This window comes from Streptomyces sp. NPDC031479, from assembly GCF_055581065.1.
The window spans coordinates 264,112-282,103 of sequence record NZ_JBVIKC010000004.1 but is presented as its reverse complement, the minus strand read 5'-3'; the positions used below and the strand labels follow the sequence as shown (position 1 = coordinate 282,103).

The window sequence follows — 17,992 nt, the reverse complement described above, 5'->3', positions numbered from 1 at the left end:
TCATCCGTCCCAGCGCGAGGTGTGCCGGCGGTGCGCTTCCGTCAGGCCGTTCTGGAAGAACCGGTCGTAGTACTCGGATTCGACGTGGTGCGCCTGCAGCCAGATGCCGGGCACATGGATGGCGTCGGTGTGTGCCGGAAACCGCCCGTGGGTCTCGTGGATGTACACGCAGATGTCCCGCGCGCATTCGATCACTTGCCGGTCGTACTCACTGGCCTCGGCGAGGTACCGCTGCGCGTAGTCGTTCTTGTAGATGCGGGCGAACAGATCCTTGTCCGCGTAGATGCCGTTCTCCCCGAACTTGGAACGGACGACGGAATCGACGGCGTCGTGCATCGACGGGTAGTTGGGTGGGCAGGCGCCCTTGATGAGGTGTTCGCCATCGGCCCGCAGCCCCACCGGGTGGGCGCGCAGCTCGGCGTATTTCGGTAGCGGCACCTGCCAGCGGAGGATGTCGGCAGGGCGGAACTTCGGCGTGACGAAGTCGAAGCCCAGCATGCGGCCGTAGGTGCGCGAGAACTTCGGGTCGCCCAGCATGATCTGTGGGCTGACCGTCGCGTGGATCCAGGCACCGAGTCCCATGGCGTCCGCGACCAGCATCATGTTCTGGAGCAGCAGGTCGGCTTCGACCTGGGTACGCATCGGCCCCAGAGAACCGAGCGGCATCTTGATCGCGGGGTTGAGGAAGCCGCTGCGCACCCACTTGCGTACCCCGGCCGGGCGGTAGAAGTTGCGGTCGTCGACGGGCGTGGGCCGAGCTCCCTCGGGCTGGGTGAGCAGGTACATCAGCGCGTTGATGTACTGATGGGAGAGATCGACCACCGGCAGGAAGAGCGTGGTGCCCGGGCGATTGGACAGGAACCGGTTGGAGTCGAGGTACGCCGGGAAGTCGCGCATCCCCTCGGCGACGTCCAGGCGGCGGTCCAGTACCCGGACCTTCGACTGGCGTGCGCGTTCGATCAGCGTGTCGGGATCGAAGGCATGGTCCGGGGAGGGAGGCAGCTTCCTCAGGTAGTACGTGCCACTGTCGTTGATCATGAAGAAGTGGGTGGCCTGCGCGTTGTCGGGGCTGCCCGCGGTCCGCCCCGTCATGTTCAGGTTCGGCTTGGCCATGATGGGTTTGTGATCGCGCGGGTCCTCGAAGGGGCGGTCGGGCATGGTGAGTCCCGAGGAGCCGGTGAGGGCGATGAGCACCGCTTCCTCAAGCTCGCCCAGCGGCTCCGGCCGGTGCTCGGATCGATAGCTCATCGACCCGGCCGGCACGGACGCGCCCCTGCTGACGCGGTGGGTGCGCCGTTTGAAGACCGTCTCCCAGAGCGGACGGGAAAGAAGGTCTTCCAGGCCGGGGTGGCCTGCGTGGTGGCCTGCATGGTCGGGTGCGGACATGGCCATCTCCTGCTCAGCCGCGGCCGCGGCCGCTGTCGTTGCGTACGGGCTGGACCGGGCGCCAGGGCGCGAACGCGCTGGCCGCGCGCGGCAGGGTGCCCGCCAGCTCGGGGCAGTGCCGCAGGATGACGCTCGTCATGCCGTTGCGATCGATCCAGTCCATGCCGAGAGGCGTGTAGACCTCTGGCCGGAAGTCGACGGTGAGGAAACGGTCGCTCTGCAACCGTCTGCTGGCCATCAGGATGAAGACGCGGAAGGCGGTGTCGCTGAAGCCGAAGCCCGCGGGCGGATTCTCGGCGAAGAGCCCCACCATGGTGTCGATGTCGTCCACCGAGCGGTACACGTCCCGAAGCCGTGCGACCGTATCCGGATCGGCGGAGAGGTCCTCGAACCGCCGGATCCGCGGCTTGTGCAGGCCGGCGCGGAAGTCGTTGTAGCGCGCGACGCCGCGGCGCCGGGTGCGCACCAGGTCGACCACGGAGAGGTCGATCACCTCCCCGTCCCGCTTGAACGCCTGCAGGGCGCGCGGAAAGTTGTGCAAAGTGATCGCCCCCGGGTGGGCGATGCCCAGCGAGTACAGGGTGTTCACCAGACCGGTCTTGCGCATCAGCGGCTCCGCGGCGGCGCCCTGGACCTCGGTGAAGCCCAGGGTGTCGAGCCGATGGCCGAACCGGTGGTCGATGAGCTCGTAGTCGTCGGGGATCAGGGGGTGCATCCGGTAGACGGTGACGAACTCCTCCGTGAGGGAGTACGGGGCACCGTGGTGGTCGGGCAGGGTCTTGGGGATGCCCTTCTGCCCGTTCGCCTCCAGCAGCCAGACGCCCAGCTGGTCGAGCCAGTTCTTCGGGGGCCCCTGCCAGTTGGTCTTCATACCGATGTCGAGCGTCTTGGTGGCGAGGATCGCGGGAGTCCATTCGACCGTGTGGATCTTCGCGATCAGGGCGGAGACGATCAGCCGCGCCGTGTGGTACACCCGGTCTTCGCTCATGCGCGGATATTCGTGCCGCAGGGCTTCGCACACCGCGTTGTGCTCACGGGCGAACAGGGTGTGCATGGCGCTGAGGCCGAGCCACCAGTTGTCCGTGAATCCGGTGCGCGGGACGCCGTTCGAACCGCTGGGCAGGTGCCCCTCCTCCAGCCGGAGCCCGGCGCCGCCATCGGGCTCGCGAAGCGACTTCGCGACGGACAGGTCGCTGCCGTAGAGCTCCGAACCGTCCCACCAGTGCGAGACGTCGCCGGCGAACACGATCGGCGGCCGCCCGCTGCCGGGTGGATCCACCGCCTCGTCCGCGCCGAAGCGCATCACCTTCTCCCGCGGTCCGCCCGGGGTGTTCTGCCAGGTCTCGCCGGGCGGCAGCGGCACCTCGATGCTCTTGGCGGCGACGGGAAGCCTCTTGTGCTTGACCCAGTCGTGCACTTGGAACTGGATCCACGCGGCGGCGATGATGTTCAGCGACGTCGCGGGGATGAACACGTCACGCTGGAGCAGTTGCCTGCTGACGGCGACCGGATTGGGCGTGTCGAACTGGTCCGGGCGGTAGACGGGGGGCACGGTGCGGCCGAAGGTCGCGCCGACGGCGCCCATCCGCGGCGCCGACAGATCGTTGTAGGTGCCATCGTAACTGCGCCTGACCAGCAGCTCTTCGTCGAGCGGGGCCTCGACCGGCCCGGCCTGGGGCGGAGCCTCGTGGACTTCGGTGTCGATGAGGTTGTGCCGGCGCAATGTCTGCCGAAAGGCCATGAGGTTGAGCAGGCCGAGGGGGGTGGGCAGCCGGTGCCACGGGACGAAGCGGTCCACGGTACGGAAGGCGGCCCGGAGCGGCGCCCCGAGCAGGGCGTTGCGCCGTGGCTCGACGGTCAGGAAGCGGTGGCCCAGGCGGTGGGCGCTGCTCGCCTCGTACGCGAGCTTGCGGGCACGGTTGAGGTTGCCCAGGGGGCGGAAGTCCTCCGTGGTGTGCCAGGGGTTGAACGCCAGCAGGTCGACCTGCGACGCGGAGGTGCGCGCTTCGGCGGTGTGGATGTCCTGGAGCGGGATGGTCAGCGTGGCCACGGGCAGGACGGGCGCGTCCTCCTCCCTCCACTCGGCCGCGCCGTCCTCGACGGAGGTGCGCCGGGCGTCCACGTAGCGCTGCACGCAGAACTCGAAGACGACATCCGTCCGACTCAGCCGCTGTGAAAGCTCACGCCGCAGGTGATCGGGATCGGGATCGGGGCCGGGGTCGGGATCGGTGCGCGGCGTTGCCGGGGCGGCGGCCGGTGAGGCGTCGGCCGCAGGCCGCAGCTGATAGCGCACCGGTCCGCAGTCGCCCCACAGGATCGCCCCACGGCTCCAGTACGTCTCCAGCGCCAGGCTGGACACCGTGCGGCTGGTTCCCGCGACGACGTTGCGCCGCATGCGGGCGGCCGTGGACCAGCCGACCGCCAGGGGCAGCTTGACGAACAGGGCGTACCCTTTGCCGAGCCGCGAGTCGGCGCCCGCCATGGCCTTCGCGAAGGCGACGAACTCCATCGCGTCGCGGGCGTGGGAGACCGGGAAGCTCGTCATCAGCAGATCGTGGGTCTCGTCGGGGCCCACCTCGACCCGCAGCGCCGCCCCGCGCAGATCGGGCGCGAAGTCGGGCTGACGGACGCCGCTCGCGTTGGAAAGCCGGACCGTGACCCGGTACTCGGCTCCGGGCCTGGCGAAACCCGTGCGCAGGGCCCCGGGGAGGTCGTCGTGGAACCTCAGACGGGCGTTCTCCACGCCGAGGACCGCCTTGGCGTGGAAGGTCCGTTCGAGAGCGGGGGAGCGGCTGCGTTTCTTCGCCTTGAGCTGTACCCGAACGAGGTCACCCGCGAGTCGCTCGAAGACCAGCCGTTCGGCCTCAGGACTGCCGCCGACGTAGCGCTCGTACCGCTCGACCTCGTCCATGCGCGCCTCTTCGCGAAGGGGGTGTCTGTGCACTCCGCACGACGTTGCCCTACCGCTGGGACGGTGTCGTGTGGAGCGGGGCAGATGGGCGAAGGACCTCACCCAGCCTGCCTCCCCGGCACCGGAGGTTTCCAGGACTAGCCTCCACATCATGCTGCGTATCGCCGACACCCGCACCGGACGCTTCGTGGACGTTCCCTCAGCCCACCGCCACCTGCTGCGCATTTGCGTCCACCTGCCGGTCATCGGCACCGGAGACGGCGCGGTGCACCTGAGGGTGCCTCTGGTCGGTGACGTACTGGCCCGCACCGCGGAGCTGCACGGCCTGGAGGCCCTCACCGTCCTCATCACGCCGGACCTGCCTCCTGAGCAAGCCCGAGCGCTGGATCGCGCCATGTCCGCTCTCGGCATCCACCCGCCTGCCGGCGTCGGGGTTCACGGGCTGACCGAGACGCTCTGCTCCGCTGCCGATGTGCACCTCGCCGAGTACGGCACCCCCGGACACGACGCCGTCGGCGGGGTCTGGATCGACGTGGGCCAGGTCAGCCCGGCACTCCCCGACGAGGGCGCCCCCGACCGTGGTCATCTCCTCGCCCCGGAGGGGACCGATCCGCTGGCTGTGAGGATGTTGTTGGTCCGCCACGCCTACCGCACACCGGTCACCGTCACCGGCGCCGCGCTCGCCGAGGCCCGACGGACACTGGGGCAGTGGCGGCAGCAGGTGGCCGCATGGGCGCAGGAGCCGTCCAGGCCGATCCCCGCCGATGTGCTTCGGCAGGCTCATGCCGCGCTGGCCGATGATCTCGGAGTCCCCGCCGTCCTGGACATGCTGGCACAGGTGGCGATTCGCCCGGACGTTCCGGCCGGCGCCAAGTTCGAGACGTTCGCCTTTCTCGACCGAGTCCTCGGTCTCGACCTCGCGCGTGAGGTCGGCCACCGACACCCGGTGACGCCATGACGGCGCCCAACGCCCGGCGCCCGGCGCCTGGTCGTCCTGCGGCACGCCAAGTCCGCCTGGCCGCAGGTCCCCGTGCCGCAGCCCACCGACATCGCCGAGATGCTCGCCGAGCGGATGACGACGGCGGTGGAGCGCCGCATGGCCCTGTACGGCACGACGTCCACGGACATCGACCGCTTCCGGGACGGACGGCGGTCGCCAGCGGTTCGCCGTATCGGGGCGTTCGCCCGCGCACGGCACCGCTCCGTTCTCTCCGTCGTCGCGCAGGCAGCCCGTACGAAGCGCACGAACTGCCCGCAGGCCCTGACCCGGCCGGCCGAACAACTGGAGCGCCCCTCCGCTCTGGCGCAGGCCGGGCTGATCGACCCGCTCCGAGTCGTCGCCGCTCTGAAGGCGGCCGTGCGTGCGGAGCCCGCCCCGCCGGCCGGACTGCACAGCCTCATCACCGTCGAGCGGTGGCGGGCCTCCCTCCCCATCCGGCGCGAACTGTTCCGGGAGCAGGCCCCGGCCGCGAAGGAGGCAGCATGAAGCGCACCGGTGGCGTCTACGCCGCACGGACGAGCGCAGGACTGCCCTGATGGACACCCGCCGCGGTTGGCCGGAGCGGGCGCGGCCGGCAGCTTCTCGACCGTGCCCGTCTCCCGTAGGCCCTTGAGGAAGAGGTCGCTGGAGAGGTTCGTCGCGGCCGAGGAGAGCGAGAGGTCGGGTGCCGCGTCGGGGCCCAGCCGGCGAGAGCGCTCCGGCCTGCGGTATCGCGGCCGTAGCGGCGAGGAACGTGGCACCGGTGACGGCCAACCGGCGCAGGAGCGGTCCGGTGCGGCGGAGGGGACGCTCGGTCGAGCGCAACACGCCGCCCAAGTGGCCCGCGCACTGGGCGGGGTTGCCCGTGGGACGGGTGGTGTGTGCGTGCCCCCACGCTCATGCAGTCGGTCCGATGCCCCGTCAACATCCCGTTCGGCACGCCCGGTTGGCGCGCCGATCTTGACCCGGGCGTGCCGCGGGGCGAGGATCGCGCCATGACGGCAGTGCGGGACAACACGGTCGACGGACTCGTACGGGACAGCGCGCGGCGGGTCCCCGGCCGGGTGGCGGTCCGCTACCGCGACCGTGCCTGGACCTACCGGGAACTCGACGCGGCCGTCTCCACCGGCGCCGCCGTCCTGCGCGGGCGCTACGGGCTGGCCGCGGGCGACCGGGTCGCGACCTTCGCCCACAACAGCGACGCCTACCTCATCGCCTTCCTCGCCTGCGCCCGCGCCGGCCTCACCCACGTTCCGGTCAACCAGAACCTCACCGGCGAGGACCTCGCGCACATCCTCGGCGACTGCGGCAGCGCCCTGGTCCTGGCCGACCCGGACCTGGCGGAGCGGGTGCCCGCCGCACACGCCGTCCGCCCGCTGCGCGACGCCCCCGGCTCCTTCCTGGCCGAGCTCGCCGAACCGCTCCCGTACGACGGGGGGCCCGGGGATCCGTCGGCGGTGGTGCAGCTGCTCTACACCTCCGGGACCACCGCCCTGCCCAAGGGCGCGATGATGACCCACCGGGCCCTGGCGCACGAGTACGAGAGCGCGATCGACGCCCTGGACCTCCGGGAGGCGGACCGCCCCGTCCACGCCCTGCCGCTGTACCACTCGGCCCAGATGCACGTGTTCCTGCTGCCCTACCTGGCGGTCGGCGCGCGCAACACCGTCCTCGACGCACCGGCCCCCGACGCGCTCCTCGACCTGGTGGAGGCGGGCGGCGCCGACAGCCTGTTCGCACCGCCGACGGTGTGGATCGCCCTCGCCGGCCACCCGAGGTTCGCGGCCGCGGAGCTGGGCGCACTGCGCAAGGCCTACTACGGCGCCTCGGTCATGCCGGTGCCCGTCCTGGAACGGCTGCGGGGGCGGCTGCCCGGGCTCGGGTTCTACAACTGTTTCGGGCAGAGCGAGATCGGCCCGCTGGCCACCGTGCTGGGGCCGGACGAACACGAGGGCCGGATGGACTCCTGCGGCCGGCCGGTGCGCCACGTGGAGGCGAAGGTCGTCGACGAGGACGGCGCCCCGGTGCCGGACGGCACGGCGGGGGAGGTGGTGTACCGCTCGCCACAGCTGTGCCTGGGCTACTGGAACGACGCGCGGGCCACGGAGAAGGCCTTCCGGGACGGGTGGTTCCGCTCGGGTGACCTCGCGGTGCGCGACGCGGAGGGTTATTTCACCGTCGTCGACCGGGTGAAGGACGTCATCAACTCGGGCGGGGTGCTCGTCGCCTCCCGGCAGGTCGAGGACGTGCTGTACACCCACCCGGGGGTGGCGGAGGCGGCCGTGGTCGGACTGCCGGACCAGCGGTGGATCGAGGCGGTCACGGCGGTCGTGGTCCCGAGCGGGGAGGTCACGGAGGCGGAGCTGGTGGCGTACGCCCGTGAGCGGCTGGCGCACTTCAAGGCCCCGAAGCGGGTGGTCTTCGTGGACGCCCTGCCGCGCAACGCCAGCGGGAAGATCCTCAAGCGGGAACTCCGCGACCGCTTCGCTGAGCACTGAGCACTGAGCGCTCCGCGCTGACCCGTCTTCGTCTCCGGCGGACGACGGGCGGGCCGAGACCTGCCGGGCCGTGTGGGAGCCGCTGTCCGGGCTGTGGGTTCCGGCTCTCGTTCCCCCGACGCGGACGAGGTCGTGCCGCCGGTCCGCGGCGGCGTCCGCCCCTGGAAGGGGCCCCGGGACGTCGCCGCGACCGGGCCGGCACCACCCCGAGTCCCCGTATCCGCCAACTGGGGGCTGAAGATAGGCTCATGGTGCTCCGTCAGCCGACCGCGGCGCTCGACGGCGGCCCGGAATGGCCGGGATCCCGCTCATGACCCGAAATGAGGAGCCATAAGCTCGGCCGGGGGGCCGCGAGCGTACGGACAAGGGGCGCATGCATGGAGTTCCGCGTGCTCGGAACGGTGGCCGTGGTGACGGAAGGCGGCCTTCCGCTCCCGCTCGGCCCCGCCAAACGCCGGAGCCTGCTCGCCGCACTGCTCCTGCGCCCCAACGCCCCCGTCGGCGTGGAGCGGCTGACCGAGGCCCTGTGGGACGAGGACCCGCCCCGGCACGCCCGCACCGTGCTCCAGGGCCACGTGTCCCGGTTGCGCGCGCTGCTCGCCGCGTACGGAGCACCCGCGCACGGGGTGGAACTCCTCACGCAGGGGCAGGCGTACGCCCTCCGCCTTCCCGCGCCACTGCTGGACGCCCACCGCTTCGAGGAGCTGCTCGCCCGTGCCCGGACCCGCGCGGAGCGGGAACCGGCCGAGGCCGCCGCGCTGCTGCGGGAGGCACTCGCTCTCTGGCAGGGGCCCGCCCTCGGGGGGACCGTACGCGGACCCGTGCTGGAGACGGCCGCGCACGGGTTGGAGGAGCTGCGGCTGACCGCCGTCGAGGAACTGGCCGCCCTGCACGTGCGGCTGGGCGAACACGCCGCTTCGGCCGCCCTGCTGCACGCCGAGGCCGTCGGCCGGCCGCTGCGGGAACCGCTGGTGGCGGCGTTGATGCTGGCCCTGGCCGGAGCGGGCCGGCAGGCGGAGGCGCTGGACTGGTTCCACCGCACGCGCCGGCTCCTGGCCGATGAACTCGGCGTGGGCCCCGGGGCGGTGCTCGCCGACGCCTACGCGGCCCTGCTGGAGGCCGACACCCGCATGCCGTCAACGGCCCGGCGGCCTCAGGCGGTCACCCCGCGGGCCACCGACGCCGACGCCGCGGCCCCCGGGGCACACGGGACGCGGCCGCCCCAGGCGGGGGCAGCCGTCGCGCGGGCCGGCTCAGGAACCGGGTCGGGGCCAGACACCCGGGCAGGGGCAGGGGCAGGGCCGTCGGCCGGGCCAGGGTCAGGAGCCGGGTCAGGAGCCGAGCCGTCGGCCGACCCGTCGGCCGGGTCAGGGGTCGGGTCAGGGGCCGGGTCGGCCTCCGGGGGCACCGCGCTGCCCGTCGACGCGGCCGGGCCGCAGCTCCTGCCGCGCCGTCCCCGGGGCTTCACCGGCCGCGAGGGCGAACTCGCCGCGCTGGACCGGGCCGCCGCAGCGGCCCCCGACCCGATCGTCATGCTGACCGGCGGCGCCGGCGTCGGGAAGACCGCCCTGGCCGTGCACTGGGCCCACCGGAACGGCACCCGCTTCCCCGACGGCCGGCTCTTCGCCGACCTGCACGGCTACAGCCCCCTCCCGGCCCGCGACACCACCGCGGTCCTGCGGGAGTTCCTGCTCGCCCTCGGCGAACCGGCCGAGCGGATGCCCGGATCGCCCGAGGCCCTCGGAGCCCGCTACCGCGAGCTGACCTCCGGACGCCGGATGCTGGTCCTGCTGGACAACGCCCACGACGCCGAACAGGTGCGACCCCTCCTGCCCGGCGGCGCCGACTGCCTCACCGTCGTCACCAGCCGCAGCCGCCTCGCCGCACTCGTCGCCTCCGACGCCGCCCGTCCCGTACCGGTCGCCCCGCTGCCCACCGAGCAGTCCACCGCACTGCTGGCCGCCGTCCTCGGCGCCGACCTGGTCGCCGCCGAACCCGGTGCCGCCGCCCGGCTCGCAGGCCTGTGCGACGGCCTGCCCCTGGCCCTGAGGCTCGCCGCCGCCCGGCTCGCCACCCGCCCGCACCGGGGTCTCGCCGCGTTCGCCGGTGAACTGGCCGACGAACACACCCGGCTGGACCTGCTGGACGTCGGCGACACCGGTGTCGCCGCGGCCCTCGCCCTCACCGTCCAGCACCTGCCCGAACCGGCCCGGCGGATGTTCCACCGGCTCGGACCGCACACCGGCGCCACCCTCGACACCTGCACCGCGGCCGCCCTCGCCGGCTGCCCGCCCGGCCGGGCCGCCACGGCCCTGGACCAGCTGGCCGCCGCCCAGCTGATCGTGGAGGCCGGGCCCCGGTCGTACGTGCTCCACGACCTCGTACGCCTCTACGCCCGCAGCCTCTCGCCGGGCCACGACCCCGAGGGCCTGCTGCGGCTGCTGGACCACTGGCTGCACACGCTCCTGGCGGCCTGTGCCGCCGCCGAGCCCGGCAGCGAGCCCTGCTGCGCCCCGCCCCCGGAGGCCGGGCCGGCGGGCGAGATCAGGCGCTTCCCCGACCGCACGGGCGCACTGGCCTGGTTCTCCGCCGAACGGGACGCGCTGCGCGGTGCCGTGGAGGCGGCCGCCTCCGCGGGAGCGCACGACCGGGCCTGGCGGCTGGTCCTGCTGCAGTGGCCCCTGGTCCTGTGGCAGGTCCGCGACGGCTGGGTGCCGTTGCTCGAACAGGGGCTGGCCTCCGCCGAACTCGACGGGGACACCGGAGCCCAGTCCCGGGTCCGGGCCCTGCTGGGCTGGGTGCTGGCCGAGGAAGGCCGGTCCGAGGAGGCCCTCCGACAGCTGGAGCGGGCCCCCGCGCTCGCCGCCCTCGCCGGGGACGCCTCCGGGGAGGCGACCGCCCGGATCAACCTCGCCGTCGCCCTGATGCGCCGCGGCGAACGCAGCCGCCCCGGGGAGCTGCTGGTCCGCGCCCTCGACCTGGCCGAACGGGACGGGCTCACCGGCACCGTCACCCTCGCCCACCAGCACCTGGCGCACCACCTCCTGTCGGTCGGCGCCGCGGAGGAGGCCGTCGAGCACGCCGCCCGGGGCCTGGCCCTCGCCACCCCGCCGCTGGCCGCCCCGCGGCGCGTGGTGCTGCGCACCCTGTACGGCGAGGCCCTCGCCGCCACGGGCCGCACCGGTGAGGCCGTGCGCCAGCTCGACGCCGCCATCCGCGAGGCCCGCGCCCACACCTACGAGGAGGGCGAGGCCGCGGCCCGCGCCGCCCTGGCGGCCCTGGCCTAGGCGGTCGACTCCACCCTCGTCCGTGCCCACCGGCACGCTGCCGGGCCCCTCAAAGGAGCCCCGGCCGGCGGGCCGCACGAGCACGTCCTCGGACGGTTCCGCGGCATCCGTCCACGCGGCCGACCGCCACCGCCTCGATTCGCGCATGAAGCCGGCTCCCCTCCGCAGGCACCGTGGAATCGATTGCCTGGGCTGGCGCGGTGACTGATGAGCAGGAGCGGGTGCGGCCGTCGGGAGTGTGGGCCACTGCGTTGGGGGTGGCCAGGGTGCGGGCGCTGGAGACCGAGCGGGAGAACGCGCTGTTCCGCGACCCACTGGCACAGGCCTTCGCAGGTCGTGCTGCTCGGCGCCGGCATGGACAGCAGGGCCTTCCGGATGGACCGGCCCGAAGGCACCCGGCTGTTCGAGGTCGACACCGCAGCGCCACTGGACTTCAAGGCTTCGGTGCTGCGCCAGGAGAGGGCCGTCGCACGCTGCGAGCGGATCACCGTCGCGGTGGATCTGCGTGAGGACCGGCCACGCGCGCTGGCCGCCGCAGGGCACGACCCGGCCGTGCCGACCGCGTGGATCGCCGAGGGACTACTGATCTATCTGCCCGACGACCCGGTGGGCTGGCTGGCCGGGCACGGCTGGGCGGCCGACAGCCACACCCTGCGCGAGCGCGCCGCCGCCTACGGCCGCCCGATCAGTACCCCGCCGCAGCCCGAGGAGCGGCCCGGCGGACTGATCTCGGCGGTCCGCCGGTAGAGCGCCTCCCGGTTCCCTGGACGATCGATTCCAAGGGGGCCTGAAGAGTGGAGCCGGCTCGCGCGCGGCCGGCCGGTCATGCACGCACTGACTGCCCACGACCATCACCTCTTCGTCTGTGAGCGAGATCCTGCGCCAACGACTCCTGTTGGCGCAACCGAGAGTCACGCGACCGCACGAAGTGGACCCGAGCCCGAGAACGGGCTCCGGCCCACGTCGTGTGATCCATGACGGACCGTCACGGTGTTCGGCGGGCGCACGGCGTTGGGCGAACGAGGTCGTGACGGGGAAGGCGAACGGAGCCCGCCGGAGCGGGGCAGGTCTTCCAACGTGGCAACCTGCCGTGGGCAATGCGAAAATGGCGGTATCCCGTCGGCGCGGAAGCCCCGCCCACGGGGACGAAGACGGGTGGGCGCCGGCCGCCGGCAGGCGTCCCACCGGCGGATCACCAACGCGGAACCCTGGTCCCGCGAGCAGGTGAGGTGCCCCATGTTCCACTTGTGGGTGCGCGCCGGCAAGGCGCGGAAACGGATACGTGGGCGCGCCGCACGCCGCACCCCGGTCGAGGCGGGTGTGGTCGCGGCGGCCGTCCTGGCAGGTTCGGTGATCGCGGGCGGGACCGCCGCCGCCGCCGAGGTGCCGGCCAAGGTGCCGCAGGGCGCCAACCAATGCCGCGAGGGGTACGCGTGGCGCAAGACCACTTCCTGGGACCTCGTCTGTGTCCCACTCGCGGAGAGATATCTCGTCTACATCGACGCCATAAACGCTGGAGGACGCACGAATCACAACACGGGTGCGTGCCTGAGCGGATTCGTTCGCCGCGACGCCGTTCCCGGCGATGATGTATGCGTTGCGCCGGAGTCACGGCGCCGCGCGCGGGAGCAGAACAAGCTCGTGGCCTACGGGTGGGCGGGAACTGCCAGCCGGAACCCCGACAACCGCATCGTCCTCCACCCCTTCAACCTGAGCGGCGACGTGTACACGATCACCAGCGGATACACGGACCCCAGGCATCCGCTCGTGGTGGACGTGTATGCGGCGAGCACCGCCGACGAGATAAAGCTGGGCGTGTGGGGAAAACACCTCGGAAACAACCAGAAGTTCTGGTTCAGGGCGGCTCGCACCAGCGATGACAGCGTCTTTCAGAACAGCTTCGAGATAGTCGCGAAACACAGCGGGAAATGCCTGGACGTAACCTGGGCCAAGACGGAGAACGGCACGAGGGTCCAGCAATTCCGGTGCACCGGCAACATCAACCAGAAATGGTACCTCTGGCGCCGCGGCGACAACCAATGGGAGATCCGCTCCCTCCAGAGCAACAAGTGCCTCGACGTCCACAGCCCGTCCCTCGGCGCACCACAGCTGGGTGCTTGGCTGCAGGTGTGGTCCTGCCACGGCTTCGCCAACCAGGCCTGGATCCTGCGGTCCGCCGGATACTAGTGCCGCATCAGCCGACGTCTGCCCTGCCTCTGCGGTCGGGGCATGGACGCCGGCCGCCGGCCCGCTCTTCATGAGATCGAAGACCGCTTCGCCGCCATGGTCGAAGGTCGGTCGGCCGGGGACGAGGCCGACCGCTGGGCCGGCTCGCCCGGTCAGACGGCGTCGTCGTGGGCGAGCGCCAGGAGGCGGTCCAGGACGCGGGGACCGCCTGCCCGGACGCCGTCGTGTTCGAATTCGTCGGTGACCCACGTGCGCAGGCCGCGCACGGTCCGGGCGGTCTCCAACGAGTGGGCCGTGTCGACGTACATGTCGTCGTGGTAGACCGCGGCGGCGACCGGCACCTCGTTGGCGGCCAGCCGGGCCGGGTCGTAGAGCGGGGTCCAGCCGGTGCGCGCGGCGAGCAGTTCGGCGGTCTCGCGGAGCGGTTCGAGTGCCGGGTCGGTGGTGAAGTGCCAGGGGTGGATGCTCTCGCCGGTGAAGAACAGGGGCCCGTTCCCGGCGAGCGCCCCGGCGGCGTCGAAGCGGGGGTGTGCGGCGCGGACCCGTTCGGCGGCCCAGCCGGTGGGGGCGGCCGGGTCCTGGGCGTAGATGGCCTCGTGGAGCAGGGCGTAGAGCGGATGCCCGGCGAAGGAGAGCCGTTCGCGGACGGCCTCCAGGAAGGAGTCGGAGAGCTCGTGGCCGGCCGGGGTGCGGACGAACGCGTCCTCCAGCAGGTAGTGCAACTGGTGGCTGCCGTCCCCGGTGCCGAGGAGGATGCCGAGGGACTGGAACGCCTCGGGTGTCAGGCGGTGCCCGCCGGGCAGGGTGGTGCGGTGCTCGGCGAGGTGGGCGGCGACGCGGCGGGCGCGTTCCACGTCCATCGGGTAGCGGGCGTAGTGGGCGAGGTTCTTGCGTTCGACGCGGGGGAGGGCGGCGGCGTACACCTCGTCGGCGGTGGCGGTGAGGGACGGCAGGCCGCCGGTGATCAGGGCGGTCCGCAGACCCCCGGGCGCGGTGGTGAGGTAGTGGGTGGTGCAGAAACCGCCGAAGCTCTGACCGAGCACCGTCCAGGGGGCGCCGCCGGTGAGGGCCGGCCGGATGGCCTCGCAGTCGCGGACGATGGAGTCGGCGCGGAAGTGCGAGAGGTACTCGGCCTGCCGGCCGGGTGTACCGCGCAGCGGCAGGGTCTGCCGGTTCGCGGGGGTGGAACGGCCGGTGCCGCGCTGGTCCAGGAGGAGCACGCGGTGGTCGCGCAGGGCCCGCTCCAGCCATGCCTGACGGCCGGTGAACCGGCGGGCGCCGAAGCCGGGGCCGCCCTCCAGGTAGAGCAGCCAGGGCAGGCCCTCGGGGTCCTTCCCGGTGGCGACGGCCTCGCGGGCGTAGAGCCCGATCCGCTCGCCGCCGGGGTCGTCGTGGTCCAGGGGGACCGTGAAGTGGTGGTCGGTGAGGACGACGCCGGGCTGGCGGTAGCTGGTGGTCATACGGCTTCCCTGGGTCTGCGGCGGTGCGGCCGGCCGAGGGGTGCGCGGCGCCCTCGCGGCCGGGCCGAGTCTAGGCGGTCGCTCCGGGACCCGGCAGGGCTCACCCGTGGTGGGACACGCCCCTCCGTCGGCCTCGGCGCCGGGCCGGCCGGTCGGCCCCACGCTCCCCAGCGCCCCGTGGCGCGGGAGGTGCCGGGCGGGCGCCCGTCAGGCCGTCAGGCCGTGAGGCCCGTGAGGCCCGTGAGGCCCGTCAGGCCCGTGAGGCCCGTCAGGCCGGTCCCGGGCCGGCGGGCGGAGGCGGGGGCGGCTCGGTGGGGAGGGTGCCGTCCGCGCGGAGGCGGCGCAAGGTGAGGTGCTCGTGCACCAGACGGCCCACCAGGGCCCCGCCGTACACCACGAACCCCACACCGACCAGCCAGGACTGGACCACCAGCAGGGTGCCGAAGGGGCCGTAGGTGACGGCGTTCGAGGCGATCAGGGGGGAGAAGACCAGCTGGGAGAAGACCCTGAGGCCGAGCAGCCCGAGACTGGTGGCCACGGCCCCCGGGAGCAGCGCGCGCCAGCGGACCCGGCCGCCCAGCAGGAGCCGCCCCGAGGTCCAGAAGAACAGGCAGGTGCCGGTCATGTCGGCGACGGTGCCCAGGGCCGTGCCCAGCCAGTTGTGGGAGGGGGTCGGGATCCCGACGAGCAGCCCGAGGTAACAGACCAGCAGGGCGAGCCAGATCACGTGCCGCCACATGGTGTGCCAGCGGGCGGTCGGCAGGTCCCACACCTTCTCGTAACCGGTCTGCACGGCGGAGCCGAAGGTCAGGCCGAACACCGCGAGTGCCGCGAGGCCGAAGGCGGTGGTCCGTTCCAGCGCCAGGTCCGCCGCCCCGAACAGCAGCTCCACCCGGGCCCGCGAGGGCGCCGTCACCCCCAGGGCCTGGCCCAGCCAGCGGCCGAAGCCCGAGCCGCTGCCCGGCGCGGCCGCCGCGACGACGACCAGCAGCGGCACGAGCGTGAGGAACCCGAGGGCGGCGAACCCCATCGCCCGGTGCATCAGCTCGATCTCCCGGCCACGGCTCCAGGCCAGCCCCGCGGGCGAGCTCTGGAGACGGTCGTGGAGCTGCCGGAGGAACGAGGTCACGCCCCATCCCCTACCCGTACGGGCCCGCCGATTCCCGGAAGCGGCGCCGAAGTGGGCCCGAACGGGGTCGTTTCGGCCGCCCGGCGGCCGGACTCAGCCCGCCCGGCCGTCGCGGAGGTCCTTCACCCGCTTGATCTTGCCGACCGACCGCTCCAGACTCTCCGGCTCCACCACCTCGACGCCGACCGACACCCCGACGGACTCCTTGACGGCCCGCACCAGCTCCGCCGCCGCGTCCCGCCTGCGCCCGGCACCGGTTTCCCGCCGGGCCTCCACCCGCACGGTCAGGGTGTCCATCCGCCCCTCCCGGGTCAGCCTCAACTGGAAGTGCGGGGCGAGCCCGGGGATGCGCAGGAGTATCTCCTCGATCTGGGTGGGGTAGAGGTTCACCCCGCGCAGGATGATCATGTCGTCGCTGCGGCCCGTCACCTTCTCCATCCGGCGGAAGGCGGGCCGCGCCGTCCCCGGCAGCAGCCGGGTCAGATCCCGGGTGCGGTAGCGCACGACCGGCATGGCCTCCTTGGTGAGGGAGGTGAACACCAGCTCCCCGAGCTCCCCGTCCGGCAGCACCGCCCCGGTCAGCGGATCGACCACCTCCGGGTAGAAGTGGTCCTCCCAGATGTGCAGGCCGTCCTTGTGCGAGGCGAACTCCTGCGCCACCCCCGGCCCCATCACCTCGGACAGCCCGTATATGTCCACGGCGTCCATGCCGAGCCGCTCCTCGATCTCGCGGCGCATCTCCTCGGTCCACGGCTCCGCGCCGAACACCCCGGTGCGCAGGGAGGTCGAGCGGGGGTCCAGGCCCTGGCGTTCCATCTCGTCCAGCAGCGTGAGCATGTAGGACGGGGTCACCATGATCACCTCCGGCCGGAAGTCCTGGATCAGGCGGACCTGCCGGTCGGTCATGCCCCCGGAGGCGGGCACGACCGTACAGCCCAGCCGCTCCGCGCCGTAGTGGGCGCCCAGGCCCCCGGTGAACAGCCCGTACCCGTACGCCACGTGCACGATCTGGCCCGGCCGCGCGCCCGCCGCGCGCAGCGACCGGGCGACGACGTCGGCCCAGGTGGACAGGTCCCCCTCGGTGTACCCGACCACCGTGGGCCGGCCGGTGGTGCCGCTGGAGGCGTGGATGCGGCGCACCTCGGGGCGGGGCACGGCGAACATCCCGAAGGGGTACTGCTCGCGCAGGTCGCTCTTGGTGGTGAAGGGGAAGAGGGAGAGGTCGGCCAGCGAGCGGCAGTCGTCGGGATGCACCCCCGCCTTGTCGAAGGCCTGCCGGTGGAAGGGCACGCGGTCGTACACGCGGTGCAGGGTGGCCCGCAGCCGCTTGAGCTGGAGCGCCGACAGTTCGTCGGGGGTCAGCCGCTCGCCATCGTCGTGGAGATCCGCGTGCGCCGTCATCGTCGTCACCTCATCCAGGGCCAACCGAACGTTCATTCGGTAGACTGCCGGACGCCGTCCCGTAAATCAATGACTCGAACGAGTGATCGTCCGCCCGCCCCGACAGGCCGCGCCGGATCGTGCTGGTCACGCCCACGTCGTGGGCGGTGGACCTCCCCGTCACCGACGGGCAGCGGATGGCGGCGGCCCGCTCCGGGCGGCCGACGCCGCCCTGCGGCAGGTCGCGGGCGAGGTCCTCGTGCTCGCCGGCGGCCTGGACGGCGACCCGGCCCCGGCCCTGGCGGCCCGGCTCGCCGAGCTGTTCCCGCACGGTGCCGTCGACGTCCAGCCGGGCGCCGGCCGCTTCCCGTGGCTGGACGACCCGGCCCGGTTCACGGGGCGCGTCGAGCGCTTCCTCGCCACCGGCGGCTGAGCGGCGGCCGCCCCGCCGGAGGCGTACGGTCGAAGGAGGCGCCCCCGGCCGAGGAGCGCGAAGGGAGGCGGCGGCGATGTCCGTCATCGACCCGGCGGTATCGGTACGACTGAGCGCGTCGGACGCCCGACGCCTGTCAGCGCTGCTGGCCGAGGCGGCCCACCTGCTGGAGGACCCCGGCCCGCAGCGCATGACCGACGCGCAGGCCGACGCCCTCGGCGGGAGCGCGAGCCGCACCGAACTGGCCGGCTGGGCCCGCACCCTCGCGGCGGAACTGAGGGCCCAGCGCTGAGGCGTGCCCGGGAAGCCGCCGTCCGATCCGGCGCCCCCGCCGCCCGCGAC

The 17,992-nt window shown here is 73.0% G+C and carries 12 protein-coding genes and 1 pseudogene; 8 read left to right on the top strand and 5 right to left on the bottom strand.

Translation table 11 applies throughout. From position 1 onward, the window contains the following. Both ACZ5D2_RS07660 and ACZ5D2_RS07655 read right to left on the bottom strand, forming a co-directional pair. Window positions 1–1,386: a hypothetical protein gene (locus ACZ5D2_RS07660; protein WP_371680128.1), complete on the bottom strand. Its 1,386-nt coding sequence runs from the start codon at window positions 1,384–1,386 to the stop codon at window positions 1–3. A 13-nt stretch (window positions 1,387–1,399) separates the two neighbouring features. Beyond that, complete coding sequence (locus ACZ5D2_RS07655) at window positions 1,400–4,297, bottom strand: peroxidase family protein (RefSeq protein WP_468927922.1); 2,898 nt, start codon at window positions 4,295–4,297, stop codon at window positions 1,400–1,402. A 151-nt stretch (window positions 4,298–4,448) separates the two neighbouring features. Here ACZ5D2_RS07655 and ACZ5D2_RS07650 point away from each other — a divergent pair, with 151 nt between their 5' ends. The 6 genes and pseudogenes from ACZ5D2_RS07650 (at window position 4,449) to ACZ5D2_RS07625 (ending at window position 13,248) form a co-directional block, all read left to right on the top strand. Beyond that, window positions 4,449–5,255, top strand: coding sequence for a hypothetical protein (locus tag ACZ5D2_RS07650; protein ID WP_468927919.1), 807 nt, complete (start codon window positions 4,449–4,451; stop codon window positions 5,253–5,255). A gap of 72 nt (window positions 5,256–5,327) precedes the next feature. Beyond that, window positions 5,328–5,783 (top strand): hypothetical protein, encoded by a 456-nt coding sequence (locus ACZ5D2_RS07645; RefSeq protein WP_468927916.1) that lies wholly within the window; start codon window positions 5,328–5,330, stop codon window positions 5,781–5,783. 488 nt (window positions 5,784–6,271) lie between these two features. Continuing rightward, window positions 6,272–7,774: a fatty acyl-CoA synthetase gene (locus ACZ5D2_RS07640; RefSeq protein WP_371680131.1), complete on the top strand. Its 1,503-nt coding sequence runs from the start codon at window positions 6,272–6,274 to the stop codon at window positions 7,772–7,774. 377 nt (window positions 7,775–8,151) lie between these two features. Beyond that, window positions 8,152–11,061, top strand: a complete 2,910-nt coding sequence (locus tag ACZ5D2_RS07635) for an AfsR/SARP family transcriptional regulator (protein ID WP_468927913.1) — start codon at window positions 8,152–8,154, stop codon at window positions 11,059–11,061. A gap of 236 nt (window positions 11,062–11,297) precedes the next feature. Then, a pseudogene (locus ACZ5D2_RS07630) lies at window positions 11,298–11,808 on the top strand (SAM-dependent methyltransferase). Window positions 11,809–12,297: 489 nt separating this feature from the next. After that, window positions 12,298–13,248: an RICIN domain-containing protein gene (locus ACZ5D2_RS07625; protein ID WP_468927910.1), complete on the top strand. Its 951-nt coding sequence runs from the start codon at window positions 12,298–12,300 to the stop codon at window positions 13,246–13,248. Window positions 13,249–13,400: 152 nt separating this feature from the next. Here ACZ5D2_RS07625 and ACZ5D2_RS07620 read toward each other — a convergent pair whose 3' ends face one another. From ACZ5D2_RS07620 to paaK, 3 genes are all read right to left on the bottom strand, one after another. Beyond that, entirely contained in the window at window positions 13,401–14,708 is a 1,308-nt protein-coding gene (locus ACZ5D2_RS07620) for an alpha/beta fold hydrolase (RefSeq protein WP_468927907.1), read from the bottom strand. Between the two features lie 268 nt (window positions 14,709–14,976). Continuing rightward, entirely contained in the window at window positions 14,977–15,837 is an 861-nt protein-coding gene (locus tag ACZ5D2_RS07615) for a YhjD/YihY/BrkB family envelope integrity protein (protein WP_371680136.1), read from the bottom strand. Between the two features lie 93 nt (window positions 15,838–15,930). Further along, the gene (gene paaK / locus ACZ5D2_RS07610; RefSeq protein ID WP_371680137.1) at window positions 15,931–17,238 is read right to left on the bottom strand and encodes a phenylacetate--CoA ligase PaaK; all 1,308 of its coding nucleotides are present in this window, start codon (window positions 17,236–17,238) and stop codon (window positions 15,931–15,933) included. A 139-nt stretch (window positions 17,239–17,377) separates the two neighbouring features. On the opposite strand from paaK, the gene ACZ5D2_RS07605 reads away from it, so the two are divergent. Continuing rightward, window positions 17,378–17,650, top strand: a complete 273-nt coding sequence (locus ACZ5D2_RS07605) for an alpha/beta fold hydrolase (protein ID WP_468927903.1) — start codon at window positions 17,378–17,380, stop codon at window positions 17,648–17,650. Window positions 17,651–17,726: 76 nt separating this feature from the next. Beyond that, window positions 17,727–17,942 carry a hypothetical protein gene (locus ACZ5D2_RS07600; protein ID WP_371680139.1) on the top strand — a complete coding sequence of 72 codons (216 nt, stop codon included), beginning with the start codon at window positions 17,727–17,729 and terminating at the stop codon, window positions 17,940–17,942. Window positions 17,943–17,992 lie beyond the last annotated feature (50 nt).

What these genes read in the sequence shown, in the direction of transcription:
- ACZ5D2_RS07660 (WP_371680128.1), bottom strand. Translation starts at nt 1,386, where the DNA reads ATGTCCGCACCCGACCATGCAGGCCACCACGCAGGCCACCCCGGCCTG.
- ACZ5D2_RS07655 (WP_468927922.1), bottom strand. Translation starts at nt 4,297, where the DNA reads ATGGACGAGGTCGAGCGGTACGAGCGCTACGTCGGCGGCAGTCCTGAG.
- ACZ5D2_RS07650 (WP_468927919.1), top strand. Translation starts at nt 4,449, where the DNA reads ATGCTGCGTATCGCCGACACCCGCACCGGACGCTTCGTGGACGTTCCC.
- ACZ5D2_RS07640 (WP_371680131.1), top strand. Translation starts at nt 6,272, where the DNA reads ATGACGGCAGTGCGGGACAACACGGTCGACGGACTCGTACGGGACAGC.
- ACZ5D2_RS07635 (WP_468927913.1), top strand. Translation starts at nt 8,152, where the DNA reads ATGGAGTTCCGCGTGCTCGGAACGGTGGCCGTGGTGACGGAAGGCGGC.
- ACZ5D2_RS07625 (WP_468927910.1), top strand. Translation starts at nt 12,298, where the DNA reads ATGTTCCACTTGTGGGTGCGCGCCGGCAAGGCGCGGAAACGGATACGT.
- ACZ5D2_RS07620 (WP_468927907.1), bottom strand. Translation starts at nt 14,708, where the DNA reads ATGACCACCAGCTACCGCCAGCCCGGCGTCGTCCTCACCGACCACCAC.
- paaK (WP_371680137.1), bottom strand. Translation starts at nt 17,238, where the DNA reads ATGACGGCGCACGCGGATCTCCACGACGATGGCGAGCGGCTGACCCCC.
- ACZ5D2_RS07600 (WP_371680139.1), top strand. Translation starts at nt 17,727, where the DNA reads ATGTCCGTCATCGACCCGGCGGTATCGGTACGACTGAGCGCGTCGGAC.